The sequence below is a fragment of the Salipiger abyssi genome (assembly GCF_017311415.1).
Classification (GTDB): domain Bacteria; phylum Pseudomonadota; class Alphaproteobacteria; order Rhodobacterales; family Rhodobacteraceae; genus Salipiger; species Salipiger abyssi_A.
In genome coordinates, this window is record NZ_JAEKIS010000018.1 from 1 (window position 1) to 25,407 (window position 25,407).

The following is a 25,407-nucleotide window of genomic DNA, read 5'->3' on the forward strand; positions in this document are numbered from 1 at the left end:
GAAAATCGCGGCGGCTGATTTGTGGTTAAGGCCGGTCAGTGAGGCGGCGCGATCAGCGGTGATATCGGTTGCGAAGAGGCGCAGAAGATCCCGGAACTTTCTCTCCGAAATTCTCCCCCGAAATAGATACCGGTTTTTCTGAGACATGAGAGCACCTTAGCATACTCTCAGAACACCTCAGCTGGAATAGACCCTTTCAGAAAATCAGAAGCACGACCTAAGCCGGGCCCAGCGGCTGCCCGGGGGATGCCGCACTGACGATCTGAACCCCTTGATTTATCCCGACCAAGTCCGAATGACCTCGAAACGAAGCACGGGTTTCACCAAAGCGGCAGCCCGCCCGGACGGGCAGCCGCTGGGCCCGCCTCTCGGCGTTTGCTTGCAAACGCCTGCCAGCAACACATCGCTTTGCGATGTGTGAGAGGCGGCGCTGCGCGCCTTGTTCCGGGCCAAGGGCACCGTTCAAACGTAGGGTGGGCAATTTGCCCACCCACCGCACCACAACGCTCAGCGCTTGTGCGTCTCCGCCGAGACCGCGCCTTCCAGCCCGGTGGAGCCATAGAGCCAGTCGACGATATCGTACCAGTTCTCCGGCGATTTCGCACTCATCACCGCGTTGCGCAGCTCTGCGTGGGCGCCGGCGGGGTGATAGACATGCTGGCCGATCTCACGCGATTGCAGCTGCACCCGCGCGGTGCGCAGCTCGCGCAGATCCTGATAGGTGCTGAACGCCGTGCCAAGATCGTCATAGGTTTCCATGCAGTGGGCGAGCGCTACCGCGTCCTCCATCGCCATACAGGCGCCCTGTGCGAAATATTGCAGCATCGGGTGCGCCGCATCGCCCAAGAGCACCACGCGCCCGTCGACCCAGTTCGACACCGGATCGCGGTCGCAAAGCACCCAGCGCTTCCAGTTCTGTCCCCGGTCGATAATCTGGCGGGCCACTGGCGCCACATGCTCGAAGCCCAGCTTCACCTCCTCATGGGTGACGCTGACACCCGCCTCGGGCGAGGGTGCGTCGTTGTGATAGGTCACCACGAGGTTGAACTGCTTCCAGCCCTTCAGCGGGTAATGCACGATATGGCATTTCGGCCCCGCCCAAAGCGTCGCCGCGTTCCAGCGCAGATCCTCGGGCATGTCCTCGGTGGGGATCACCGAGCGATAGGTGGTGTGGCCCGAGACGCGCGGCGCACCGTCGCCCACCACCCGCTTGCGGATGTTCGACCACAGCCCGTCGGCGCCCACCAGCATATGGCCGGTGACCCGCTCTCCGTCGGCGAGGATCGCCGTGGCAGTGCTGCCGTCCTGATCGTAATCGACCACCTCGGCGGAGGTGCGCAGCTCGACCAGAGGATGCGCCTCGCAAGCGCGCAGGAAGACCGCATGCAGATCGCCCCGGTGGATCACCGCGTAGGGGTTCTTGAACCGCGCGCGGAAATTGTCGTCGAGCGGGATGCGGGTGATCTCGGTGCCGGCGATGGCGTCCATAAGGCGCAGATTGTCGATGTAGACGGCCATCGCGCGCGCCTCGTCGCCGACGCCGAGATAATCGAACGCGTGAAAGGCGTTGGGGCCAAGCTGAATGCCGGCGCCAATCTCACCCAGCTCGGGCGCGCGCTCCAGCACCAGCGAGCGAAAGCCCTTCTGCGCGAGGCCGATGGCGGTGGCGAGCCCGCCGATACCGCCGCCGGCGATCAGGATGGGAAGGTCTTGGGTCATGACAAATCTCCTCTGTTCGGCCAGGACGGGTCCGGGCCGGAGTTTCTTCGGTCGGGGGGGTTGGGGTGGTCCGCCCTAGAACGGGTGGACCATCCAGGGGATAAGGATCACGGACAGGATAACGAGCACGGTCGCCAGCACATAGGGCACGACCAGCCGCGACAGGGTGAGGATAGGCACCTTCGACAGCGCCGCTGCGATATAGAGTCCGGTGCCCACCGGCGGGGTCAGCAGGCCCAGCACCAGCGTGAGGCTCATCATCACGCCGAACTGGATCGGGTCGATGCCGTATTGCCCGACAGCCACCGGCAGCAGGATCGGCGTCAGGATGATCAGCGCCGCGATGCCATCGAGGAACATGCCCACAGCGGTCAGCGCAACCATGATCAGCAGCATGAAGACGATGGGATCGTCCGACAGCGAGGTGATGAAGGCCGCCACCGCCTGCGGGATCTGGTTATAGGTCAGCACCCAGCCAAAGATTTTGGCCGCCATGATCAGGAACAGAACGATAGCCGAGTTGACGACCGTGCGGTCGATGATCACCGGGATGGATTTCAGCGGAAGCTCTCGGAAGATCAGCCCGCCGAAGATCAGCGCCACCACGATGGCCGCAGCCGCACTTTCGGTCGGGGTGAAGATGCCCGCCGAGATACCGCCCACGATGGTCAGCGGGATCAGCATGGTGGCCAGCCCCGGCAGCGTCGCCTTCCAGCGCGGGATGTCGGGCAGGCCCGATCCCGCCGCCAGCGGGTTGTGATTGCGCCCGGCCTGCCACATGGCAATCGACACCATGAAGACGAAGAGCATCAGCCCCGGCATGATGCCCGCGGTGAACATCTCGGCAATCGAGACCTGCGCGATCACGCCATAGATGATGAACACCATGGAGGGCGGAATGATCGGCCCGAGCAGGCCCGCCGAGGCGGTGAGCCCCGCCGCATAGCCGCGCTTGTAGCCGTCGCGCTCCATCTCGGGCACCACGACGCGGCTCATCACCGCCATCTGCGCGGTGGCCGAGCCCATGATCGCCGCCAGCGCCAGGTTCGAGATCAGGTTCACGATGACCAGATTGTGCGGCACCCGTGTCAGCCAGACCCGCACCGCGAGAATGATCCGCCGCGTCAGCCCGCTTTCGTTCATGATCTCGCCCAGAAGAACAAAGAGCGGAATGGCCAGCAGGTCGAAATTCTCGACCGAGCCGAAGGCGATCTGCGGGATCGCCGAAAGGATCGCCACATTGCCCGAAAACGCCACGAAGGCGAGGGTGGCCCCGATCAGCACGAAGGCGATGGGCATGCCGATGAGCATCAGCCCGAGAAAGACACCGCCGGTCACGCCAGCCTCCCCGTCAGCTTGCCGATGGACTCCGCCAGATGGCCCAGCACATGGATGAGCGCGGTGGCGCAGAAAATCGGAAAAATGTAAAAGAACGGCGCCTTGGGCCAACCGGTGGTGATGATCTGCTCGAACTCGACGGCGGGCGAGCGCACCCAGCCGATGCCTGCGTTCAGCAGGATCGCCAGCATGCCCGCGATCAGCGCCCAGACCAGCGCGTCGATCCAGGGCTGCGCCACGCGGGGCAGCCTGTCGACCAGCAGCGTCACGCCGATCTGCGCCTTGTCGCGGATCGAGATCGAGACCGCCACCAGCGTCAGCCAGACCAGCAGGATCGCCGCCAGCTCCTCGGCATAGACGATGGGTTTGCCGGCGAGATAACGCATCGCCACATTGACCACGATCAGCCCCACAAAGAGGATGACAAGGGCCCGGCTGGCCCAGCGTTCCAGCCGGACCAGCCCGCCCGAAAGAGCGGGAAGGAAGTTCACTCGCTTTGCTCCGCGTCCACTTCGCTCTGGAATTCGGCGATGAGCGGATATTGCGCAAAGCTCGCCTGCACTGCCTCGTCGGCAGCGGCGAAGGCGCTCTCGCCGTCTTCGAGATGCAGGATCTCCAGCTTGCCTTCGAGCGAGGCGAGGTTGCTCTCCTCCGCCGTCACTTGGCTCTCCGAGCCCCAGGCCAGCGCCTCGTCCACGACCTCCTGGAAGGCCGCCTTCTGCTCATCGCTGAGGCTCATCCACGTCGGGTTGGAGACCATCATCACCGCCGGGAAGGCCATGTGGTTGGTGATCGTCAGCCCCTTGGCCACCTCGTCGAACTTGAGGCCCACGAGCGCGTCGAGGTCGATGTCGATGCCGTCGAGCAGGCCGGTTTGCAGCGCCTGATAGACCTGGGTGAGGTTCACCGGGGTCGGCACCGCGCCGACCTCGCCCCACCAGACTTTCATCGCCGGGAAGGGCACGATGCGGATCTTCTTGTCCGCCAGATCCTCGACCGACGCGGCGGGCGCGTCCTGCATCAGGATGTGGCGCATGCCGGCAAAGGTGTAGCCCACGCCGTGCAGGTTGGCGCGTTGCAGCTCTTCCAGCATCTTTTGCGCGGCGGGCAGATCGGCGGCGGCCTGCGCCTCGGTCACGTCGGCAAAGAGATGCGGCGTGAACCAGCCCTGCATCGAAGGCGCGCGCAGGCTTGTGATGGCGGCGGTCATCAGACCGGCATCCAGAAGCCCGGCGGAGAGCTGCTGGAACATCTCCTGTTCCGAGCCGAGCTGGCCGGCAGGAAACACGGCAACGGTCAGATCGCCATCGGTGGCCTCGGGCAGCTTTTCGGCGATGCGGTTGGCGACCTTGGTCCAGACGTGGCTCGGGGGCGTGATCAGCCCCATGCGCAGCTCGCGTGCCTGCGCCGCGCCGGCGGCCACGGAGGCCATCAGCGCGCCGACAAGCGCGGATTTGGTGAATTTCGCGAAGATCATGGAAGCTCCCCCTTCTTCGTGACGGTAAAACAGCGTGGCCTGAAATCAGGCCTCGCTGTCGGGTTGGGTCTTTGGATGCGCATCGGCAAAGGCCGCCAATGCGTTGCACGCCTCGGTGATGCGGTTGACATTGCTCAGCCCCGAGATGTCGACCTTGAACCGCGCGGCGGAAAACACCTGCGGCACCAGGCAGATATCGGCCAGCGAGGGTGTCTCGCCAAAGCAGAAGGTGCTTTGCGGACGGCCCGCCAACAGCGCCTCACAGGCGTTGAGCCCGTCGGCGATCCAGCGCCCGCACCAGGCATCCAGCACGTCCTGATCGGCGTTGAACTCCGCCTTGAGGTAATCGAGCACGCGCAGGTTTTGCAGCGGGTGCACATCGCAGGCGATGACCTGGGAAAAGGCCCGGACCAGCGCGCGCAGGTCCGGATCCTCGGGCACCAGCCTGGCGCCCGGTTTGGTCTCGTCCAGCCATTCGATGATCGCCAGCGACTGGGTGAGGCGGAAATCGCCCTCCTGCAACGCCGGCACCAGCGCCTGCGGGTTCAGCGCGCGGTATTCGGGCGTCTTCTGCTGCCCTCCATCCTTGCGCAGATGCACCGAGGTGAAATCGTACTCGATCCCCTTCAGATTGAAGGCGATGCGGCAGCGATAGGCGCTGGAAGACCGGAAATAGCCGTGGAAGTGGATCATTCCGCCGCACCGATGGTCAGCTTGATCGGGTCCAGCCCGTCGACGCCGCCGGTGATCACATCACCCGCCACAACCGCGCCCACACCCGCCGGCGTGCCGGTCATAATCACGTCGCCCGGTTGCAGGTGGTAAAAGCCCGAGAGGTGCGAGACGATCTCGTCCACCTTCCAGATCAGATCGTTCAGCGTGGCCTCCTGCTTGGTCTCGCCATTTACTTCGAGATGGATCTTTTGCGGGCCGAGCGCCTCGAAATCGGCGGCTTTGGTGATCGGCGCGAAGACGGCGGATTGCTCCACATCCTTGCCCAGATCCCAGGGGCGCTGCTTGGCACGGGCGGCGAGTTGCAGGTCGCGCCGAGTCATGTCGAGCCCGCAGGCATAGCCGTAGATCGCCTTGGCCGCCTCGGCGGTATCGGCTTTGAAGACCGGCGCGCCGATGGCGATCACCAGTTCCATCTCGTAGTGGAAGTTCTCGGTGCCCGGCGGATAGGGGATCTCGGTATCGGTCGCCTGCGTCGTCAGCGCCGATTTGGTGAAGTAGAACGGCGCCTCGCGGTCGACCTCGACCCCCATCTCGGCGGCGTGGGCGGCGTAGTTGCGGCCAACGCAAAAGATGCGGTGAACGGGGTATTCGGCGCTTTCTCCCTTGACCGGTACGGTGGGCCAGGCGGGAGAAGAGAAGAGATTGGTCATGCGTCGTTTCCTTTTGAATTCAGATATTTGCCCAGATCATTCCGGGCGCAGAACGGGCGGCAGGTCGCGCATCCGCGCGCCGTTGCCCAGATCAAGCGCACTCTGCCAGAGCATCCGGGCGCGTTCCATCGCCGTTGCGCGCAACGGGCGCGGGTTTCCATCCGCGCCGGCGCCCTCCAGATCCCAGCCAGCGCCGGGAAGATCGCGCCAGACCACATCGAGATGTACGGCGGAATGGTCGAAGAGATGGCGCAACGCGCGCGGCGGCAGCGTCGCTCCAAGGTCGAGATCCTCGAGCGCGTCCCATTCGGGATCGCGCAGCGGCGGGATCTCTGTGCCGGCGGCTGCGGCCTCGGCCTGACGCGAGATCGCCCGTGCCTGATAAGAGACCGCACAGATCACATGCGCCCGCGTTTTGCCCGCCACCTGCGACGGCGCATAAAGCGCCGCATCGTCCAGCTCATTGAGCTTGCGGGCGAAATAGGCGGTGCCGCTGCGCGCCAGCGCGAGATCCTGCGCCGGCGCCTCGGACGCGTCGTAACGCGCGCCAAGGCCCTGACGCTGGCGCAGGGCGTCCCGCGCCTCGTCGAGCGTGCTCATGCTTACCCCGCGTCTTCGATCTGCGTGCGGTCGAAATGCAGCCGCTCCATGATCGGCGCATCCGAGAAACGGAACAGGTCGAAGGAGGTCTCCGCCTGAAGCGACCACGGCACCCAGGAGGGGATGACGAAGATATCGCCCTTCTCGACCTTGTGCTCGGTGCCGCCCATGACGATGGCGCCCTTGCCCTCGAAGACCTGGAAGACCGTGGAACCGACCTCGCGCCGCAGCGCCGTTTCGGTGCCCGCGCGCAGTCGGTGGAACTCGGCCCGGATGGTCGGCATCACGTCGCCGCCGGTGGTCGGGTTCACATAGCGGATCGCCGCGTGGCCCTGTTCGATCGTGGCGGGATGCCCCTCCTCTTCCAGCAGCAGCTGCTGGGTGAGCGCCGCATCGGTATATTCCCAGCGATAGGCACCGATGGGCGAAGACACGGTGTTCTGAAGCTGCGACAGCGGGCGCAGGCCCGGGTGGCACCAGAGCCGCTCGCCGCGCGAATAGTTGGGCGTGGCATAGTCGGTCACCCGGTCGGAGCCGAACTCGAAAAAGCCCACATCCATCTGATAGGAGAACGGGATATCCAGCCCGTCGATCCAGGCCATCGGCGCATCCAGCTCATTGTGGTGCCCGTGGAAGTTCCAGCCCGGCGTCAGCAGGAAATCGCCGCGCGACATGCGCACCGGATCGCCGTTGACCACGGTCCAGACGCCTTCTCCCTCGACGACGAAGCGGAAGGCGTTCTGCGAGTGGCGGTGTTCGGGGGCGGTTTCCTTGGGCCCGAGATACTGGATCGCGCACCACAGCGTTGGCGAAATGTAAGCCTCGCCGCCGAGCCCGGGGTTGGCGAGCCCGATGGCGCGGCGCTCGCCGCCACGACCCACCGGCACCAGATCGCCCGAGGCCTGCGCCAGCGGGTAGAGATCAGACCATTTCCAGACATGGGCCACCGCCTTGGGGCGCGGATGGCGCGGCATCAGATCGCCGGTCTGGGTCCAGAGCGGGTTCAGATGCTGGGCTTTGAAATCGGCGTAGAGCTGGCGCAGCTCCGGGCTGTCGACAGGCTGCATGGCGTCGGCGTCCATCGGTTCCTCCCTTCGGATGACTCGCATTCTTTAATAGGTAGTATGCGTATCATGTTGCCTCTGTCAATAATGATAAGTACACTTCTTATATTTACACCACCTCCCCGATTTGCCCGGCGCCGTCGCTTGTCGGGTCAAGCGGGTTCGGATAGGGACGACATATGGTGCATGTTTACGATCTGCCCGGACACCTGATCCGCCGCCTTCACCAGATCTCGGTTTCGGCCTTCGCCAGCGAGGCGGCGGCGGAGGGAATCGAGCTGACCCCGGTCCAGTTCGCAGCGCTGAGTATGCTGGCCGAGTATCCCGATATCGACCAGGCGACGCTGGCCGGGCTTGTCGCCTATGACCGCGTGACTCTTGGCGGCGTGGTGAACCGGCTGGAGGCGCGCGGCCTGCTGGAGCGCAAGGTCAGCGCCACCGACCGGCGGGCGCGGCAGATGCGGGTGACCGAGGCCGGGCGGCAGCTGGTGCGCGACGCCCTGCCCGCCATCAAGCGCACGCAGGAGGTGATCCTCAAAGATCTGAACGCCGAGGAGCGCGAGACGCTGCTCGGCCTGCTGCGCAAAATGGCCGATGCCAATAACGGGCTGAGCCGGGCTCCGTTGCGGCTGATAGCCGGAAAGCCCCCCTGCGACGAGCCGGACGAAGCGCCCTAGGCCGGCCCCTCTTCGTCCAGCAGCGCCCGCAGCCCCGCGCGATAATCGGGATAGAGCAGCTCCACCCCGAGCGCCTGCTTGATGCGGCGATTCGAGACACGCTTGTTCTCGGCATAAAAGCTGCGCGCCATCGGGCTCATCTCGGCGGTGTCGAAATCCTCCACTGGCGGTGGCGCGACGCCCAGCAGCTCGGCGGCGTAGAGCAGCACATCCTGCGGCGGCGCCGGATCGTCGTCGCAGAGGTTGTAGGCGGTGCCGGGCGCGGGATGCGCGATGGAGGCCTCGAGCACCTGGGCGATATCGTCGACATGGATGCGGGAGAACACCTGTCCCGGCTTGACGATGCGCCGCGCGGTGCCGCGCCGCACCTTGGCGAAGGGGCCGCGCCCGGGGCCGTAGATCCCCGCGAGGCGGAAGAGGTGCAACGGCAGATCGGGGATCGCCTGCCACGCCGCCTCTGCCTCCGCGCGCGCCCTGCCCCGCGCCGTGCCCGGGCTCAGCGGTGTCTCCTCATCGACCCAGCCGCCATCCTGATCGCCGTAAACCCCTGTGGTGGAAAGATATCCCGCCCAGTCCAGCACCGGCGCCCGCCGCGCGACGGCATCGCCGCAGAGCCGCAGCGACGGGTCGCCCTCGGCATCCGGCCCGGCGGAGATCAGCAGATGACTCGCCCGCTCCAGCGCCGCGTCGACCTGCGCGCGCTCCCACAGGACCGGCTCGATCCCCTGTTCGCGCAGTTTGCCGGCCTTTTCCGGATCGCGGGTGGTGCCGAGAATGGTCCAGCCCTGCGGCAAAAGCCGTTTTGCGAGCGCCTGGGCGGAATAGCCGTGACCGAGGGAGAGAAGCGTCTGTGTCATGGCGCCAAACTGGGCGGCGGCGGCGGGATTTGCAAGCGGCTGGCGCTGAGCGGGGAAGCGCGCATACGGGCGTGCCGGGATAGGCATGGGAGCCGTCTTGCGCTATCGCAGGATCATGTGCCCGTGAGAGACCTCCGATGATCCGATACACCCGACGTGCGAGCCTGGTTCTTTGCCTCGGCGCGCTTGCAGGCTGCGGCGCCCGCCGCAGCGATCCCGAAATCGCCACGTCGGGCCGTTTCGACCCGCCGCTCTATCCCAACGAGACGCCGGCGCTGCGGGCAAAGATCAACAGATGGGCCGATCACTATGAGGTGCCCCGGAAACTGGTGCATCGTCTGGCGATCCGCGAAAGCACCCACAACCCCGCAGCCCGAAACGGCCCCTATTACGGGCTGCTGCAAATCCTGCCCCAGACCGCACGGACGATGGGCTTTCGCGGCAGCGCGCCGGAATTGCTGGATGCGGATACCAACCTGAAATATGGCGTGAAATACCTGCGCGGCGCCTGGCTGCTATCCGATGGCAGCCATGACGAGGCCATCGGCTGGTACGCGCGCGGCTATTACTACGAGGCCAAGCGCCGGGGCATGCTGGTCGAGACCGGGCTGCGCGCCGCCTGACCCAGCTCAGGTCATCGCGCGCAGCATCGCCGTGTTGGACTGGATCACCGTGTTCAGTTCGACGATCTTGGCCAGCCGTGCCTCGATCTCGTCCTGCCCGGCGTCGAGCTGATCGACGATCCCCGAGAGCGAATCCCCCGAGCCGTTGAGCGCCGCGCTTTCGATCTTGCACATCATGCGGGTCGAGCTGAGACCGGTCACATAACGCTTCATGTCGAGCACGCTGCGACCGAGCCTGGTCGCCTCCGTCTCGAGCACTTTCAGCGCATCGGCAGCAAGCTTGTTAAAGGTTTCCGCCTCTTTCTGAAGGGTCTGGCGATCCTCCGTCAGCGCGCTGCTGTCCTGCGCGCCCTTGATATCCTCTTCGAACAGTGCCGACATCTCGCTTTGCATGATCGCGGCACAGACCATGAACTGCCCCTTCTGGATCGTCTCGCGCATCCGCACATAGGTGCTTTCCTTGCCATCGACAAAGTCGCGCACCCAGCTCGCCATCTCGTCGAGCATGGAGCCGTAGTTGACCGAAATGGCACTGATCGGGCCGCCGGCGTTTTCCAGCCGCGAGGCGAGAATACGCATATTCATCGGCACGGTGCGGATCGCCTTGATGATCTCGGTCATCTCGTCGGTTTCCTGTCTGATCTGGATGATCGTCCGCACCATGGTCAGGAAACGCTGCTGGCGCTGATCCAGCGTGGCCCCGATCTGCTTGGCGCGCTCTTCCATCTCGAGCGACAGGGCCGCCGACATGAAGGCGTCGTAATGCTCGAACCCGTGATCGGCGAGTTGGGCGAGCAGCGCCTCGGCGCTTTTGGCCGGCGATACACCCTCCTCGTTCTCGGCGCGGCGCAGTTCGGCATAGATCTCGCGCACCTTGGCGAAAAGCTCGGTATGCGGTTTGACGCGTACCGACAGATAGCCACCTGGAATCGGCCAGGCCACGGCCAGAACCCAGTAGTGCCGCCCGTCCTTGGCCCGGTTCTTGACATAGGCGGCCACCTGCTTGCCGCTTTTCAGCCGCTCCCAATAGAGATGAAACACCCCCTTTGGCATATCGGGGTGGCGGACGAGCTTGTGAGGGGCGCCCTTCAGCTCTGTCCAGCCATAGCCGGAGATGCGGCGGAAAACGGAATTGCCCTCGATGATGACCCCGCGTTCGTCGGTACGCGAGTAGAACAGGTTGGAGGCATCAAACGGAACCTCACCGACCGCACTGCTGCGGGTCGACGAGATGAGGTGAGAATCGTGTTGCGACATCGGGGCCTCGTGCTGTGCCGGGAGCGGCGTTCGCCCCGACCATGCACCCTCCACCCTTTCCAAATCCTCAACGCGGGCGGCATTCTCCGCCCGCGTTGAGGATTATGTCAGCCCGGGCTCAGGCCGCGCAGCCGCTCGGAGCGACGCCGCAGCATCTCGACCGAGGCCAGAAGCAGGATCGAGATACCGACCAGGATCGTCGCCGCGGCGAGGATCGTCGGCGAAATCTGCTCGCGCAGGCCGGTGAACATCTGCCAGGGCAGCGTCTGCAATTCGGCGGAACCGATGAACAGCACCACAACCACCTCGTCGAACGAGGTGATGAAGGCGAAGAGACCGCCCGAGATCACGCCGGGCAGAATGAGCGGCATCTGCACCCGGAAGAAGGTGGTGACCGGATCGGCGCCCATATTCGCCGCAGCCCGGGTCAGCGAGCGGTCGAAGCCCACCAAGGTCGCGGTCACGGTGATGATGACGAAGGGAATGCCCAGCACCGCGTGCGCCAGTACGACGCCCCAGTAGGTGCCGACGATGCCGATCTTGGAGTAGAAGAAATACATCCCGGTGGCGGAGATGATCAGCGGCACGATCATCGGCGAGATCAGGATCGCCATGATGGCGCGCTTGCCGGGCACATGGGATTGCGACAGGCCGATGGCCGCCAGCGTGCCGAGGCTCACCGAGATGATCGTCGCGACGGGCGCGATCAGCAGCGAGTTCTTCACCGCGCGAGTCCATTCCGGGTTGGTCAGGAAGTCGCGGTAATGGCGCAGCGAATAGCCGTCGGGATCGAAGCGCAGCATCTCGGGGGTGAAGGTGAAGAAGTTCTCGGCATTGAAGCTGAGCGGCATCACCACGAGGATCGGCGTGATCAGGAACACGAAGATCGCGCCGCAGATCACCCGGAATCCGTAATGCCACAGCACCTGCCCGGAGGTGAGATAGGGCACCAGCTTGGCCCGGTAGCGGCCAAAGCCGATCCAGTAGGCGAACCAGCCGAAGAACCAGCCGAAGAGCAACCCGACCACCGCACCGGGCAGCGCGCCCAGCAGGTAGCCTGCGATGGCGAACAGCGCGACCAGCCCCCAGCGGGCGGCTTTTTCGCTGTCTTCGCCCAGCAGCGATACGGCCACGAAGCCGATCGCCGCCATGATGATCGCGCCGGCCAGGATGCCGAGCAAGACAGAGCCGTTGGCGGCGCCGACGAAGACACCGGCAAAGGCGCCTGCGGCGGCCAGCACAGGAAGGGTGAAGGAGAGGGGCTTTTCGCCCACGGGTGTGAGGATCACTTCGTTCATGGCCTTACCCCAGCTTCACGTTGTCGATGCCGACGATCTTGTCGTAGGCCCAGTAAAGGATCAGCACCACCGCCAGCAGGATCGTGCCCAGCGCCGCCGCAAGGCCCCAGTTGAGCGAGGACGAGATGTGATAGGCGATCCGGTTCGAGATGAACGTGCCGGTGGTGCCGCCGACGATCTCGGGGGTGATGTAGTAGCCGATGGACAGGATGAAGACGAGGATCGAGCCCGCGCCGATGCCCGGCACCGATTGCGGGAAATAGACCCGCCAGAAGGTCGTCCAGTTGGTGGCGCCGAGCGATTTGGAGGCACGCACGTAGGAGGTGGGGATCGTCGACATCACCGAATACATCGGCAGGATCATGAAGGGCAGCAGGATGTGGGTCATCGCAACGATGGTGCCGAACTGGTTGTTGATCATGGTCAGCCGCGCATCGTCGGCCACCAGCCCCAGCCAGACCAGCACGTCGTTTATGACGCCCTGCTGTTGCAGCATCACCTTCCAGGCCGAGGTCCGCACCAGCAGCGAGGTCCAGAACGGCAGCAGCACCAGGATCATCAGCAGGTTGGCCGAGCGCATCGGCAGGTTCGACAGGATATAGGCGACCGGATAGCCCAGCAGAATGCAGCTGAAAGTGATCACCAGCGACATGAACAGCGTGCGCTGGAAGAGCAGCATATAGATGCGCTCGTTATCGGGCCGCGCTTCGGCGCCGTCCGGCGTGAGCTGCATGTCGATGGAGTTCAGGAAATAGCCCGAGGTATAGTCGGGGCTGTAAAGCTTGATGGTGCGCCAGATATCCGGCTGGAGCCAATCCTCGTCGATCTCTTCAAAGCCATCGCGGAAGGAAACGGTCTCGAACTCCGGGCTGTCGACCAGCGCGTCGGCGGCCTGGAGCATCTCGGCACGCGGGCCGGAATAGCCGCTCATATCACCCGCCGCGAGATCCTGATAGAGCGCGGTATGCACTGCCGACCAGGGCTCTTCGTCGAGCAGGTTGTTGTTCTCTTCGCGCTGCTGGAATTCCGCAAAGATCGCGTATTCGCGCGATGCGGTGGGCAGCAGGTCGGCGATGCCGTCGCGCAGCTCGAACCCGGGCTGGCGGCCTTCTTCGTCCCAGCCCTGCTGTTCGGAAAGCCAGTCGGGATCGCCCATGAGTTCGGCCCAGGGCAGTGCCTCGTCCCAGTCGCCGTTCAGGTCCTCGAACTGGTCCTGATAGACCTCGCCGATATCGTCAAGCCCGCGGCCCGATTTGCGGAACAGCGAGGAGGCGCCGGTCTGCTCGTAGTTCAGACGCGTGCCGAGGCGGGTATGTTCCTTGCGCTCGGCGGCGAGGAAAATGTCGAAATAGGCGGCCTCGAAGGCCGCATCGGAGGGGAGCCCTTCGCCGTCCCAGTCGCCGAGAGTGGCGGTGGTCTTGGGCAGCGTGTCCGACACGATCTGGTTTTCGACCGAGCGGAACAGCATATCCGCGATCGGAGCGATGAACGTGATCAGCACGAAGAGCAGCAGCGGTGCGATCAGCATCAGCGCGCGCATCTTCTGCATGCGCAGGGCGCGGGCCAGGCTTTTCTTTAGCGGCGTGCCGTCTGCGGCCAGCATCGGGCCGGACTTGCTGCCGTCTCCGGTTGCGTCGGTCATGGTGTCCCCGTTTGTTGTTTGGACCACGATCTCTTCGGATCGCCGTGGGACGGGCGCCGCCGCCCATCCCGGAAGCCGAAGGGGCGGGCCGAAGCCCGCCCCCGAAAGCTTTTACTGCGCCAGCCAGGCCTGGAACTTCGCGTCGATATCGTCGCGATAGTCGGCCCAGAACTCATAGTTGTAGAGCAGCGTGTTGGAGGCGTTCTCCGGATCGGTCGGCATGTGCGGAGCCATGGCGATGCCAAGCTCTTCATGATCGCCGACCAGCGGCGCCGAGGACTGACGTGCCGGACCGTAGGAGATGTACTTGGCCTGATCCGCCAGACGCTGGGTGTCGGTGGCGAAGTAGACGAAGTCCTTCACGCGGGCCAGCGCCTCGTCCGACAGACCGGTCGGGATGATCCAGCCGTCGAGGTCGAACACCTGCATGTCCCAAAGCATGCCCACCGGCTGGTCCTGCTCTTCGATCACCGAGAACAGACGGCCGTTATAGGTCGAGCCCATCACGACTTCGCCGTCGGCGAGCAGCTGCGGCGTGTCGGCACCGGCCGACCACCAGACCACCTGGTCCTTGATGGTGTCGAGCTTGGCAAGCGCCTGATCCTGGCCTTCCGGGGTTTCCAGAACGTCGTAGATCTCGTCCTTGGCCACGCCGTCGCAGTAAAGCGCCCATTCCATGTTGTTGATCGGACGCTTCTCGAGCGAACGCTTGCCCGGATAGGTTTCCAGGTCGAACAGCGCGCAGATTTCGGTCGGCGGGGTGTCACCCACGAGGTCGGTACGGTAGCCGACGGTGGTGGAGTACACGATCTGCGGAATGAAGCAGTCCGACACGATCATGTCGCCGAAATCGTCCTCGGCCGAGGTGCCGTCGGGCGCCGGGGCCAGCAGATCGTCGGGATCGTATTCCATCGCCAGGCCCTCGTCGCACAGGCGCATGGCGTCGGCGGCCACAACGTCGACGAGATCCCAGGTGATGTTGCCCGCTTCGTTCATGGCGCGCAGCTTGGCCACAGCCTCGTTCGAGCTTTCATCCCAGGAGATGCTGACATCCGGATGCTCTTCCAGATAGGGCTTTGCATAGGCCTCGTCCTGGCTGCTTTGATAGGCGCCGCCCCAGGACACGAGCGTCATGCTGTCGGCCATCTCCTGCGCGGCCACCGCACCGGCGGCAACGGTGAGCGCCGTCGATGCCAGAAGGGTTTTGGTCAGTTTCATTGGTTACTCCCTTTTCAACCCGTTGTCGTCAGAGACCGGGCCCCGGGTGTCGGCGCCGGCTCCGTTGCGTATGCCGCGGCGCAGATCGGCAGCGATCCTGCGCCGCAAGACACGCTTTAACCTAAAGCGCGTCGAGCGCCCGGCAATCCTGCGGAAGCCAGCCGATCTCGATCTCTTCGCCCGGCTTCAGCCGCACCTGGTCGGGGGCGTTGCGGGTTTTGATAACGAATTCGTCATTGCCGGCAACGCTCAGACGGGTGCGGAAGATGTCGCCCATATAGATGAACTCGAGCACCTTGGCCTTGAGCGTATGGGCACCTTCCTGAAGGCGATCCTTGTTGACCTCTACCCGTTCGGGCCGGATCGAGACACGGGTGCGTTCGCCCACCTCGGTGACATTCACCGGCTGCGCGTCGATCATCTCGCCACCGTCCAGCTTGACGGTGCAGGTATCGCCCTTGATCTCGGTGATCACGCCTTCAAGCGTGTTGTTCTCGCCGATGAACTGCGCCACGAAACTGTTCTGCGGCGCTTCGTAGAGCTCATCCGGCGGCGCCAGCTGCTGAATGCGGCCGTCGTTGAACACGGCAACGCGGTCCGACATGGTCAGCGCCTCGGTCTGGTCGTGGGTCACGTAGACCACGGTGATGCCCAGCTTATGCGCCAGATCGGTGATCTCGAACTGCATCTTCTCGCGCAGCTGCTTGTCGAGCGCGCCGAGCGGTTCGTCCATCAGCACCAGCTCGGGCTCGAAGACCAGCGCGCGCGCCAGTGCGACCCGCTGCTGCTGGCCGCCGGAAAGCTGTGCCGGGCGGCGGCCGCCAAAGGCACCCATCTCGACCATGTCGAGCGCCCGCTTGACCTTGGCCTCGCGGTCGGATTTGCCGATCTTGCGCACCTCCAACGGGAACGACAGGTTCTCGGCAATGGTCATGTGGGGGAACAGCGCGTAATTCTGAAAGACCATCCCGATGCCGCGCTTATGAGGCGGGATGTTGTTGATGCTGACCCCGTCGAGCTTGATCTCGCCATAGGTGGCGGTCTCGAACCCCGCAAGCATCATGAGGCAGGTGGTCTTGCCCGATCCGGACGGCCCCAGCATGGTCAGGAACTCGCCCTTGGGCATGGTTAGGTTCAGATCCTTAACGACGAGCGTCTCGCCGTCATAGCTTTTCTGAACGCGCTCAAAGGCAACGAATGCGTCGCTTGTCCCGGTATCTGGCAAATCCGGCTCCCCGTTTCTGTCTCGCGGATTATCCCCGCTGTCTTGCGACCAGACTAAACCCCGTCAGCCGACGTGTTGCAACAGCCTAGAGGCAATACCAACGCTATCGCCGCCAACACGGGAAACCCGGGCACAAAAACGGCACTTTTCAGACGAAAGCGCCACTCAGCACACGACAATCGGGAAAAAAACCTGCGCATTCTTTACGAAGCGACGCCACGTCAACACGGATTTTACAGAGTTTTCGGCGGCAGAATCGTGAAAAACATCGGGTTTTAACCTCAAGGGTGCACAACTTCTCAGCAGAGGCGACGTTTTTCAGCACTCAGCTCTGCGAGCGACGCCGAATGTCGGTTTTTGACAGCCCCAGTTGTGCACAAGTGGATAGCTGGGGCGAAGACACGACCGGAGACTCGCTATGCGCCAGCACCGATTCCAGAAAGATCTGCCGTTCAGCGAAACGGAATACGAGCGCCGCCTGGCGCTAACCCGTGCTGCCATGGAGCGCGCCGGGATCGAGGTGCTGCTGCTCACCGACCCCGCCAACATGGCGTGGATCACCGCCTATGACGGCTGGTCCTTCTATGTCCATCAGGGCGTGCTTGTGTTCCCCGATGCCGATCCGGTCTGGTGGGGCCGCAACCAGGACACCAACGGTGCCATCCGCACCGTCTGGATGGGCGACGACCGGGTGATCGGCTATGCCGACAACTATGTGCAGTCGACCGAGCGCCACCCGATGGAGGATCTCGCCCAGCGCCTCATCGGCATGGGTCTGGAGGGCGCGCGGCTCGGCGTCGAGATGGAGAATTACTATTTCTCCGCCAAAGCCTATCAGTCTCTCGCTGCCGCCCTGCCCGATGCCACGCTGATCGACGCCACCGCGCTGGTGAACTGGCAGCGCGGCATCAAATCCGCCGAAGAGATCGCCTTCATGCGCAAGGCGGCAAAGATCTCGGAAAAGATCGTCGACGGGTTGCTGGAGCGGGTCGAGCCGGGTGTGCCGAAACACCAGGTGGTGGCCGAGATCCAGCGCGACGCGATCCTCGGCGTGGGCGATGACTGGGGCGATTACGCCTCCATCGTGCCGCTGCTGCCCTCGGGCTCCGACGCAGCCGCCCCGCACCTGACCTGGGACGGGCGCCCCTTCAACAAGGGCGAGGCCACGTTTTTCGAGATCGCCGGCTGCTACCGCCGCTATCACACGCCGTTCTGCCGCACGATCTTTCTCGGCGAGCCGCCGGAGATCTTCCGCAGCGCCGAGGCCGCGCTGGTCGAGGGGCTGGAGGCCGGGCTGGAAGCCGCCCGCGCCGGCAACCGCGCCTGCGACATCGCCGATGCGCTGGCCGCGCCGCTGGAGCGCGCTGGCATCGAACGCGGCGCGCGCTGCGGCTATCCGATCGGCCTCTCCTACCCGCCGGACTGGGGCGAGCGCACCATCTCGATCCGCTCCGAGGACGAAACCGTGCTGCAACCCGGCATGACCTTTCACTTCATGCCAGGCCTCTGGATGTCCGACTGGGGGCTGGAAATCACCGAATCCATCCTGATCACCGAGAACGGCCCGGCGGAATGCTTCTGCGACCGCCCGCGCCAGATGTTCGTCAAACCGTAAAGGACACATCTATGCTGAAAGAGACCGAAGCCCTTCTGGCCGAACTCATCTCCTTCCCCACCGTGTCGAGCGACAGCAATCTCGACATGATGGCGTGGATGGCCAACCGGCTTGAACATCACGGCGCCAAGGTAGAGCTGTTTGCCGACGCCAGCGGCGCCAAGGCTAACATGTTCGCGACCATCGGCCCGGACGTGCCGGGCGGCGTGGTGCTGTCGGGCCATTCCGACGTGGTGCCGGTCACCGATCAGGTCTGGCATTCCAACCCGTTCCAGCTCACCGAGCGCAACGACCGGCTGCATGGGCGCGGCGCCTGCGACATGAAGGGCTTCATCGCCGCCGCCGTCGCCATGGCCGACCCGCTGGCCGAAACCCCGCTGAAGCGCCCGGTGCATCTGTGCTTCACCCATGACGAGGAAGTGGGCTGCATGGGCGCCCGCGCGCTGGTGCCCGAGCTGGAAAAGCGCGGCTATGCACCCCGCATGGCCATTGTCGGCGAGCCCACGGACATGCGCATCATCGAGGGTCACAAGGGCTGCTGCGAATATACCTGCCGTTTCCACGGGCTGGAGGGCCACGGCTCGGCGCCCGAGCGCGGGGTGAACGCGGTCGAATACGCGGTGCGCTATGTCACCCGGCTAATGGCGCTGGCCGAGCAACTGAAAACCCGCGTGCCGGCGAATTCGCGCTTCGATCCGCCCTGGACCACGGTCAATGTCGGGCGGCTCTATGGCGGTGTCGCGCATAATGTGATCCCCGGCTTTGCCGAGGTCGACTGGGAAATGCGCCCGGTACAGGCCTCTGACGCCGGTTTCGTCAAGGAGGCGCTGCACGCCTATGTCGAGACCGAGCTGCTGCCCGCCATGCGCAAGGTGAACCCCGCCGCCCGCATCGAGACCCAGGTGATCGGCGAGGTCGCCGGGCTGGAACCGCTGCCCGAGAACGCCGCCCGCGATCTGGTGGCGCAGCTCACCGGCAACGACGCCTGCGACGTGGTGCCCTTCGGCACCGAGGCGGGGCTCTTCCAGGAGATGGGCATGTCGGTCGTGGTCTGCGGCCCCGGCTCGATCAAGGAGGCGCACAAGCCCGACGAATACGTCTCGCGCGATCAGCTCTCGCAATGCCTGACCATGCTGGAGGGCGTGGCGCGGAGCATCGCGGCGTGAGCGGCGCGGCGCGGCGGTTCCAGCGTCTGCACGCGGAACTGCGCGCCCGCATCTGCCTGCTCGATTACCCGCCGGGCACGCTGCTGTCGGAAACCGCGCTGGCCCAGGAATTCGGCACTTCGCGCACACCGCTGCGCCGGGTGCTGGCGCGGCTCGAGGACGAGGGGTTGGTCGAAAGCCGCCACGGCGTCGGCACGCTGGTGACCGATGTCGAGATCGGCGAGATGGCGCAGGTCTATGCGCTGCGGCTGGAGCTGGCTCAGCTCGCCGGCACGCTCGACCCGCTGCCGGTGACGCCCGAAATGCTCGATGAGGTCGAGCGCTTCGTCGGTCGAGGCGAGACGCTGCTGGCCGCGCCGGAGCCGCGCGGCTTTGCCCAGCTCAATATGGAATATCACAGCTTCGGCCTCTCGCTCACCGGCAACGCGGCGCTGCGCGAGATGACCGAACGACTCTATTTCCGCACCGCGCGGATCTGGCTGAAATCCATCCCGCATATGGATCTGGCCGACGAATGCGCAATCTTTCTCAGCGAGATGCGCGAGACACAGACGGCGCTGCGTGCCGGCGACACTCAGGCCGCCGCCCTCATCCGCCGCGCCCATATCTCGATGAGCGTGCGCCGGATGTCGTAAGCCTGATCTATCGCTTGCCCGGCGCCGCATTCGCGGCAATTCTCCAGAGGACACGAGAAAGGGTGTGTATATGCGAGTCCTGCCAATCGTCGCCGCGCTGCTGCTCTCCGCCGGCACCGCAAGCGCTGAATTTGCCGTTTCCTTCAACTGGGGCGACATCCCGCTTTGTACGAACGGGCGGCCCAACCGGGTCGGCTCTCCGGCCTTCACGATCAAGGATCTGCCCGCCGGGACGACCTCGGTCGAGTTCCGGCTCAAGGATCTAGACGTACCGAGCTACAACCACGGTGGCGGCAAGCTCAAGATCTCCGGCAGCGGCCAGCTGCCTTTCGGCGCGTTCAAATACAAAAGCCCCTGCCCGCCCGGCGGCAGCCACACCTATGAATGGACCGCAACCGCGAAGGCGGGAAACAAGGTCGTGGGCATGGCCAAGGCCCGGCGCGCCTATCCCGAATAGCCCGGCGGAACCGGCAGCGCCTTACCCCGCCATGGTCTCCGGCACGATGAGCCGGGTGCCGGGGGCAGCCAGCACCGCGATCTGGCGCAGATGATCGCGGCGGAACGCGATGCAGCCCTCTGTCGGAAAGCCCGGCCTCCGCCACTGGTGCAGAAAGATCGCCGAGCCGCGCCCCGGCACCGCGTCAGGCCAGTTCCAGTCGGTCAGCAGCACGATATCATAGAGCGGATCGGCACGGCGCATGCACTCGTGACTGGGCGCATAGGGCGCGCGCACCAGCGTGTTATAGGCGGGATCGCCGGCATCGTCGGACCAGAGATCGCCGGGAAGGATCGGATCGGCCCAGGGCGCGGGCCGCGCCACCCGGTCGGGCCGGTAGAGCGTACCGACAATGCGGTGCGCGCCCACCGGCGTTGCCCCGTCGCCCTCGCGCTTGTCGGCACGGATCCCGCCGCGCCCGATGGAGCAGGGCCAGACCCGCCCGGCGAACCGCAGACCCAACGATGTCAGAACCATCTCCATAGAAACCTCCGTAGGGTGGGCAATCTGCCCACCTTGCGTTTGTTCTTGAGAATCGGTGGGCAGATTGCCCACCCTACAGCAGATGCCCCGATTTCGCCGCCTTGGTGGCAAGGTAATGCGCGTTGAAGGCGGTCTTGCCCACCTTCAGCGGCACCCGCTCGGCGACGGCGATGCCCGAACGCTCCATCATTGCAAGCTTGTTGGGGTTGTTGGTCAGCAGCCGCACCGCATTGAACCCCATTCGCCGCAGGATCTCGGCCGCCAGCCGGAAATCGCGCTCATCGTCTTCGAAGCCCAGCCGGTGATTGGCCTGCACCGTGTCAAAGCCCTGATCCTGCAACGCATAGGCACGCATCTTGTTGGCAAGCCCGATCCCCCGCCCTTCCTGGTTGAGATAGAGCAGCACGCCCGCGCCCTCCTCGCCCATCCGTGCCAGCGCCGCATGCAGCTGCGGGCCGCAATCGCATTTCAGCGAGCCCAGCACATCGCCAGTGAAACAGGCCGAATGCAGCCGCGCCAGCACCGGCTTGTGACGGTCCGGGCGGCCCACCTCGACGGCGTAATGCTCCTCGGAGCCGTCCGCCGGACGGTAGATGTGCAGCCGCGCATTCTCGGTCGTCTCCAGCGGCACCCGGGCCGAGACCACATGATCGAGATTGGACAAGAGAAGCATCGAGGGCGCCGCCGCAACCCCGTCGACCAGCGTCAGGTTCTCGCGCATCGCCACGCCCATCGGCGCCTCCAGCGGCAGCACCAGCGCCGCCGGCAAAAGCCGCGCGGATTTCGCCAGCCCGATGGCCAGCCGGTGCAGCGCCACATCGCCACCGCGCCGCTCCTTCAGCGGGCCTTTCATCGGCATCGACAGATCGTCCGCCGGATCGGCGATGTTGCGCACCCAGTCAAGATCGGCATCGCGCGGCAGCGCCACCCGCGCCAGATCGCCGTCATAGACCCGCGCCTTCAGCGTCGCCGCCCGCCGCGCCGTCAGCACCAGGTCGAGATCGCCCTCCGCCGCGCGCAGCAGCGCCAGCCGGTCCTCTGTCGCGGTCTCGGCAGCGAGCACCAGCGCGCCCTGCCCGCCTTCGCCCGACAGCACCACCGGCACACCCATGCGCAGATCGGCGCGGGCACGGGCAAGGATCTCCATCAGGTTGGGCGCAAGGGGCATCCGGGCTCTTTCCAAACGGCGGCGCTGAAATAAATCAGCTTGTGCCTTGTAACAAAAGCCTCCGTTCAACACGAGGGCGTGAAACTGGTGCAGCAAATCTTGTCCACACGCAACGGTGTTTCCATGTGAGGGCAAGACGACACGGAGAGATAAAGATGCCTCAGATCAAGAACATCCTTCTGGTGGACGACGATGACGACCTGCGCGAGGCGCTGGCCGAACAGCTGGTGATGACCGAGGATTTCGAGGTCTTCGAGGCCGAGAACGGCGCCGGCGCCATGTCTCGCGTGAAGGAACAGAACTACGAGCTGATCATTCTCGATGTGGGCCTGCCCGACACCGACGGGCGCGAGCTCTGCCGGCTGATGCGCAAGCAGGGCGTCAAGGCGCCGATCATCATGCTGACCGGCCACGACACCGATGCCGACACGATCCTCGGGCTCGATGCCGGCGCCAACGATTACGTCACCAAGCCCTTCAAGTTCCCGGTGCTGCTCGCCCGCATCCGCGCCCAGCTGCGCCAGCACGAGCAATCCGAAGACGCGGTCTTCACCGTCGGCCCCTATACGTTCCGCCCGTCGATGAAGCTGCTGGTGACCGAGGACGACCGCAAGATCCGTCTCACCGAGAAGGAAACCAACATTCTCAAGTTCCTCTACCGCGCCACCGAGGGCGTGGTGGCGCGCGACGTGCTGCTGCATGAGGTCTGGGGCTACAATGCCGGGGTGACCACCCACACGCTCGAGACGCATATCTACCGCCTGCGCCAGAAAATCGAGCCCGATCCGTCAAATGCCCGCATTCTCGTCACGGAATCGGGGGGATATCGGCTCGTCGCCTGAAAATGTGCCGATTTGCGCACAGCCGGCACAATTCTGCCGAGTATCAAAAGGTCCTACTTCCCGCTTGACGCAGATCAAAGTAGTATCCATCTGGTATAATATTACCGACGCCAAGAGTTCCCGTTGCATGTGCGGGTTATCGCATGCACCTCCCTGTTGGACCTGGCCGGGCTTTTTGCCCGGCCTTTTTTTTGCCTATTTCGCCCGGCACCGCGGCGGCCTTGCCCGCCTCGCAGGAAATCCTGCAAAAACAAGGGCCCCGGCATCCCCGCCGAGGCCCTCCAACCGCGCGAGTCCGTGAGTGGGGCGGCAGAACCATTTACGGCGACCAGATCAACAGCCAGATCTGAAGAAACCGATAATTTCTCCCATCCCGGCCCAAAAAACCGAAATGGTCCGGCCACAAAAAACGCCCCGGCATTTCGACCGGGGCGTTTCGTGTTTCTCGGAAGGGCGCCTTACTCGGCGGCGTCGTCTTCCTTTTTCTTTTTCGCTTCCGGCGGCAGCTCTTCGCCGGTTTCCTGGTCGACCATCTTCATCGCCAGGCGCACCTTGCCACGGTCGTCGAAGCCCAGAAGCTTCACATAGACCTCCTGGCCTTCCTTCAGCACGTCCGAGGGGTGGTTCAGGCGGCGGTTCTCGATCTGGGACACATGCACCAGACCGTCGCGCTTGCCGAAGAAGTTCACGAAGGCGCCGAAATCGACGATCTTCACGACCTTGCCCTTGTAGACCTTGCCCTCTTCCGGCTCGGCCACGATCGAGTGGATCATGTCATAGGCCTTCTGGATGGCTTCGCCGTTGGGCGAGGCGATCTTGATCAGGCCCTCGTCGTTGATGTCGACCTTGGCGCCCGACACTTCGACGATCTCGCGGATGACCTTGCCGCCCGAGCCGATCACTTCGCGGATCTTGTCGGTGGGGATCTGCATCATCTCGATGCGCGGCGCGTGCACGGAGAATTCCGCCGCTTCGGTCAGTGCCTTGGACATCTCGCCGAGGATGTGCATCCGGCCTTCCTTGGCCTGTGCCAGCGCCTGCTTCATGATCTCGGGCGTGATGCCCGCGACCTTGATGTCCATCTGAAGCGAGGTGATGCCGTTCTCGGTGCCAGCAACCTTGAAGTCCATGTCGCCGAGGTGATCCTCGTCGCCGAGGATGTCGGTCAGCACGGCCCAGTCGCCATCGTCTTCGAGCACCAGGCCCATGGCCACACCGGCCACCGGCGCCTTGAGCGGCACGCCGGCATCCATCATCGACAGCGAGCCGCCGCAGACGGAGGCCATCGAGGAGGAGCCGTTCGACTCGGTGATCTCCGACACCACACGGATCGTGTAGGGGAAATCGGTCGCCGCCGGCAGCACCGCCTGAAGCGCGCGCCATGCCAGCTTGCCGTGGCCGATCTCGCGGCGGCCCGGGGAGCCGACGCGGCCCACTTCACCGACCGAATAGGGCGGGAAGTTGTAATGCAGCAGGAAGTTCGAGCGGAAATTGCCGTGCAGCGCGTCGATGATCTGCTCGTCGTCGCCGGTGCCCAGCGTGGTCACGACCATCGCCTGGGTCTCGCCACGGGTGAAGAGCGACGAGCCGTGGGTCCGCGGCAGCACACCGGTTTCAGACACGATCGGGCGCACCTGATCCAGCGCGCGGCCGTCGATGCGGCGCTTGTTCTTCACCACATCGGCGCGCAGCACCGTCGATTCCAGCTTTTTCAGCGCCGAGCCGAGATTGGCGTCTTCCAGCTGCTCTTCGCTGAGCTGGGACTTGATCTCTTCCTTGGCGGCGGAAACGGCGGCGACGCGTTCCTGCTTGTCGGTGATCGCGTAAGCGGCGCGCATCTTGTCTTCGCCGAGGCCTTTGACCACTTCGTACAGCGCCGAGTAATCCGGCGGCTGGAAGTCGAAGGGCTCTTTCGCGGCGGATTCGGCCAGCGAGATGATCAGGTCGATGACCGGCTGGATCTGCTCATGCGCAAAGGTCACGGCGCCCAGCATCTCGTCTTCGGTCAGCTCGTAGGCTTCCGATTCCACCATCATCACGGCGTCTTTGGTGCCGGCGACCACGAGGTCGAGACGCTGCTCGGGGTTGTTGCGCAGCCCCTGCATATCGTCGACGGTCGGGTTCAGCACATACTCGCCATCCTCGAAACCGACGCGGGCACCGGCGATCGGGCCCATGAAGGGCACGCCCGAGATGGTCAGCGCGGCGGAGGCGGCGATCATCGCGACGATGTCGGGATCGTTGACCAGATCGTGGCTCAGCACGGTGCACATCACCAGCACTTCATGCTTGAAGCCGGGGACGAAGAGCGGGCGGATCGGACGGTCGATCAGGCGCGCGGTCAGCGTTTCCTTCTCGGTCGGACGCGCCTCGCGCTTGAAGAAGCCGCCGGGAACTTTGCCCGCGGCATAGTATTTTTCCTGATAGTGGACGGTCAGCGGAAAGAAATCCTGACCGGGCTTCGGCTCTTTTGCAAAAGTCACGTTGGCCATGACAGAGGTTTCGCCCAGAGTGGCGATCACCGAACCGTCGGCCTGACGGGCAACCTTGCCCGTTTCCAGAGTGAGGGTTTCCTCCCCCCACTGCATGCTTTTCTTCGAAATATTGAACATTTTCGTATCC

Annotated in this window: 24 protein-coding genes; 7 read left to right on the forward strand and 17 right to left on the reverse strand. The window is 64.5% G+C overall.

Going from position 1 to position 25,407, the window contains the following annotated elements; translation table 11 throughout:
• Nucleotides 1-507 precede the first annotated feature (507 nt).
• From I6N89_RS19780 to I6N89_RS19815, 8 genes are all read right to left on the reverse strand, one after another.
• Nucleotides 508-1,719 (reverse strand): 3-hydroxybenzoate 6-monooxygenase, encoded by a 1,212-nt coding sequence (locus tag I6N89_RS19780; protein WP_207020161.1) that lies wholly within the window; start codon nucleotides 1,717-1,719, stop codon nucleotides 508-510.
• Nucleotides 1,720-1,794: 75 nt separating this feature from the next.
• On the reverse strand, nucleotides 1,795-3,057 hold the full coding sequence (locus I6N89_RS19785; protein WP_207020162.1) for a TRAP transporter large permease: 1,263 nt from the start codon (nucleotides 3,055-3,057) through the stop codon (nucleotides 1,795-1,797).
• Nucleotides 3,054-3,548, reverse strand: coding sequence for a TRAP transporter small permease (locus I6N89_RS19790; protein WP_207020163.1), 495 nt, complete (start codon nucleotides 3,546-3,548; stop codon nucleotides 3,054-3,056). The genes I6N89_RS19785 and I6N89_RS19790 overlap by 4 nt, the downstream gene beginning before the upstream one ends.
• Complete coding sequence (locus I6N89_RS19795) at nucleotides 3,545-4,534, reverse strand: TRAP transporter substrate-binding protein (protein WP_207020164.1); 990 nt, start codon at nucleotides 4,532-4,534, stop codon at nucleotides 3,545-3,547. The genes I6N89_RS19790 and I6N89_RS19795 overlap by 4 nt, the downstream gene beginning before the upstream one ends.
• A 45-nt stretch (nucleotides 4,535-4,579) precedes the next feature.
• Entirely contained in the window at nucleotides 4,580-5,227 is a 648-nt protein-coding gene (maiA, locus tag I6N89_RS19800) for a maleylacetoacetate isomerase (protein WP_207020165.1), read from the reverse strand.
• A complete protein-coding gene (locus I6N89_RS19805) occupies nucleotides 5,224-5,919 on the reverse strand; it encodes a fumarylacetoacetate hydrolase family protein (protein WP_207020166.1) in 696 nt (231 codons plus the stop codon). Before I6N89_RS19805 ends, maiA begins: the two co-directional genes overlap by 4 nt.
• Before the next feature lie 36 nt (nucleotides 5,920-5,955).
• Nucleotides 5,956-6,519, reverse strand: a complete 564-nt coding sequence (locus I6N89_RS19810; RefSeq protein WP_207020167.1) for a maleylpyruvate isomerase N-terminal domain-containing protein — start codon at nucleotides 6,517-6,519, stop codon at nucleotides 5,956-5,958.
• A gap of 2 nt (nucleotides 6,520-6,521) precedes the next feature.
• Nucleotides 6,522-7,601, reverse strand: coding sequence for a cupin domain-containing protein (locus I6N89_RS19815; protein ID WP_207020168.1), 1,080 nt, complete (start codon nucleotides 7,599-7,601; stop codon nucleotides 6,522-6,524).
• A gap of 161 nt (nucleotides 7,602-7,762) precedes the next feature.
• On the opposite strand from I6N89_RS19815, the gene I6N89_RS19820 reads away from it, so the two are divergent.
• Nucleotides 7,763-8,260, forward strand: a complete 498-nt coding sequence (locus tag I6N89_RS19820; protein WP_207020169.1) for a MarR family winged helix-turn-helix transcriptional regulator — start codon at nucleotides 7,763-7,765, stop codon at nucleotides 8,258-8,260.
• Here the strand turns inward: I6N89_RS19820 and I6N89_RS19825 are convergent.
• Nucleotides 8,257-9,117 (reverse strand): SDR family oxidoreductase, encoded by an 861-nt coding sequence (locus I6N89_RS19825; RefSeq protein ID WP_207020170.1) that lies wholly within the window; start codon nucleotides 9,115-9,117, stop codon nucleotides 8,257-8,259. The genes I6N89_RS19820 and I6N89_RS19825 overlap by 4 nt on opposite strands.
• Nucleotides 9,118-9,254: 137 nt before the next feature.
• Here I6N89_RS19825 and I6N89_RS19830 point away from each other — a divergent pair, with 137 nt between their 5' ends.
• On the forward strand, nucleotides 9,255-9,740 hold the full coding sequence (locus I6N89_RS19830) for a transglycosylase SLT domain-containing protein (protein ID WP_207020171.1): 486 nt from the start codon (nucleotides 9,255-9,257) through the stop codon (nucleotides 9,738-9,740).
• 6 nt (nucleotides 9,741-9,746) lie between these two features.
• Here the strand turns inward: I6N89_RS19830 and I6N89_RS19835 are convergent, their stop codons facing one another.
• The 5 genes from I6N89_RS19835 to I6N89_RS19855 all read right to left on the reverse strand — a co-directional run bounded on the left by I6N89_RS19835 (nucleotide 9,747) and on the right by I6N89_RS19855 (nucleotide 16,380).
• Nucleotides 9,747-10,997 carry a PAS domain-containing protein gene (locus I6N89_RS19835; protein WP_207020172.1) on the reverse strand — a complete coding sequence of 417 codons (1,251 nt, stop codon included), beginning with the start codon at nucleotides 10,995-10,997 and terminating at the stop codon, nucleotides 9,747-9,749.
• Between the two features lie 107 nt (nucleotides 10,998-11,104).
• A complete protein-coding gene (locus I6N89_RS19840) occupies nucleotides 11,105-12,295 on the reverse strand; it encodes an ABC transporter permease (protein WP_207020173.1) in 1,191 nt (396 codons plus the stop codon).
• Nucleotides 12,296-12,299: 4 nt separating this feature from the next.
• Nucleotides 12,300-13,937, reverse strand: coding sequence for an ABC transporter permease (locus I6N89_RS19845; RefSeq protein WP_207020174.1), 1,638 nt, complete (start codon nucleotides 13,935-13,937; stop codon nucleotides 12,300-12,302).
• Nucleotides 13,938-14,048: 111 nt separating this feature from the next.
• A complete protein-coding gene (locus I6N89_RS19850; RefSeq protein WP_207020175.1) occupies nucleotides 14,049-15,155 on the reverse strand; it encodes an extracellular solute-binding protein in 1,107 nt (368 codons plus the stop codon).
• Nucleotides 15,156-15,276: 121 nt separating this feature from the next.
• Complete coding sequence (locus tag I6N89_RS19855; protein ID WP_207020176.1) at nucleotides 15,277-16,380, reverse strand: ABC transporter ATP-binding protein; 1,104 nt, start codon at nucleotides 16,378-16,380, stop codon at nucleotides 15,277-15,279.
• A 418-nt stretch (nucleotides 16,381-16,798) separates the two neighbouring features.
• Here I6N89_RS19855 and I6N89_RS19860 point away from each other — a divergent pair, with 418 nt between their 5' ends.
• The 4 genes from I6N89_RS19860 to I6N89_RS19875 all read left to right on the forward strand — a co-directional run bounded on the left by I6N89_RS19860 (nucleotide 16,799) and on the right by I6N89_RS19875 (nucleotide 20,253).
• Nucleotides 16,799-17,995 (forward strand): M24 family metallopeptidase, encoded by a 1,197-nt coding sequence (locus I6N89_RS19860; RefSeq protein WP_207020177.1) that lies wholly within the window; start codon nucleotides 16,799-16,801, stop codon nucleotides 17,993-17,995.
• 11 nt (nucleotides 17,996-18,006) lie between these two features.
• Nucleotides 18,007-19,161, forward strand: coding sequence for an acetylornithine deacetylase (gene argE, locus I6N89_RS19865; protein WP_207020178.1), 1,155 nt, complete (start codon nucleotides 18,007-18,009; stop codon nucleotides 19,159-19,161).
• On the forward strand, nucleotides 19,158-19,796 hold the full coding sequence (locus tag I6N89_RS19870; protein WP_207020179.1) for a GntR family transcriptional regulator: 639 nt from the start codon (nucleotides 19,158-19,160) through the stop codon (nucleotides 19,794-19,796). The genes argE and I6N89_RS19870 overlap by 4 nt, the downstream gene beginning before the upstream one ends.
• A 70-nt stretch (nucleotides 19,797-19,866) precedes the next feature.
• Nucleotides 19,867-20,253: a hypothetical protein gene (locus I6N89_RS19875; RefSeq protein ID WP_207020180.1), complete on the forward strand. Its 387-nt coding sequence runs from the start codon at nucleotides 19,867-19,869 to the stop codon at nucleotides 20,251-20,253.
• Nucleotides 20,254-20,274: 21 nt separating this feature from the next.
• Here the strand turns inward: I6N89_RS19875 and I6N89_RS19880 are convergent, their stop codons facing one another.
• Nucleotides 20,275-20,775 (reverse strand): L,D-transpeptidase family protein, encoded by a 501-nt coding sequence (locus tag I6N89_RS19880; RefSeq protein ID WP_207020181.1) that lies wholly within the window; start codon nucleotides 20,773-20,775, stop codon nucleotides 20,275-20,277.
• A 73-nt stretch (nucleotides 20,776-20,848) separates the two neighbouring features.
• Nucleotides 20,849-21,943 (reverse strand): GTP cyclohydrolase II, encoded by a 1,095-nt coding sequence (gene ribA, locus I6N89_RS19885; protein WP_207020182.1) that lies wholly within the window; start codon nucleotides 21,941-21,943, stop codon nucleotides 20,849-20,851.
• A gap of 155 nt (nucleotides 21,944-22,098) precedes the next feature.
• Here ribA and I6N89_RS19890 point away from each other — a divergent pair, with 155 nt between their 5' ends.
• Nucleotides 22,099-22,785: a response regulator transcription factor gene (locus I6N89_RS19890; protein ID WP_207020183.1), complete on the forward strand. Its 687-nt coding sequence runs from the start codon at nucleotides 22,099-22,101 to the stop codon at nucleotides 22,783-22,785.
• Nucleotides 22,786-23,243: 458 nt separating this feature from the next.
• Here the strand turns inward: I6N89_RS19890 and pnp are convergent, their stop codons facing one another.
• Nucleotides 23,244-25,397, reverse strand: a complete 2,154-nt coding sequence (pnp, locus tag I6N89_RS19895) for a polyribonucleotide nucleotidyltransferase (RefSeq protein WP_207020184.1) — start codon at nucleotides 25,395-25,397, stop codon at nucleotides 23,244-23,246.
• Nucleotides 25,398-25,407 lie beyond the last annotated feature (10 nt).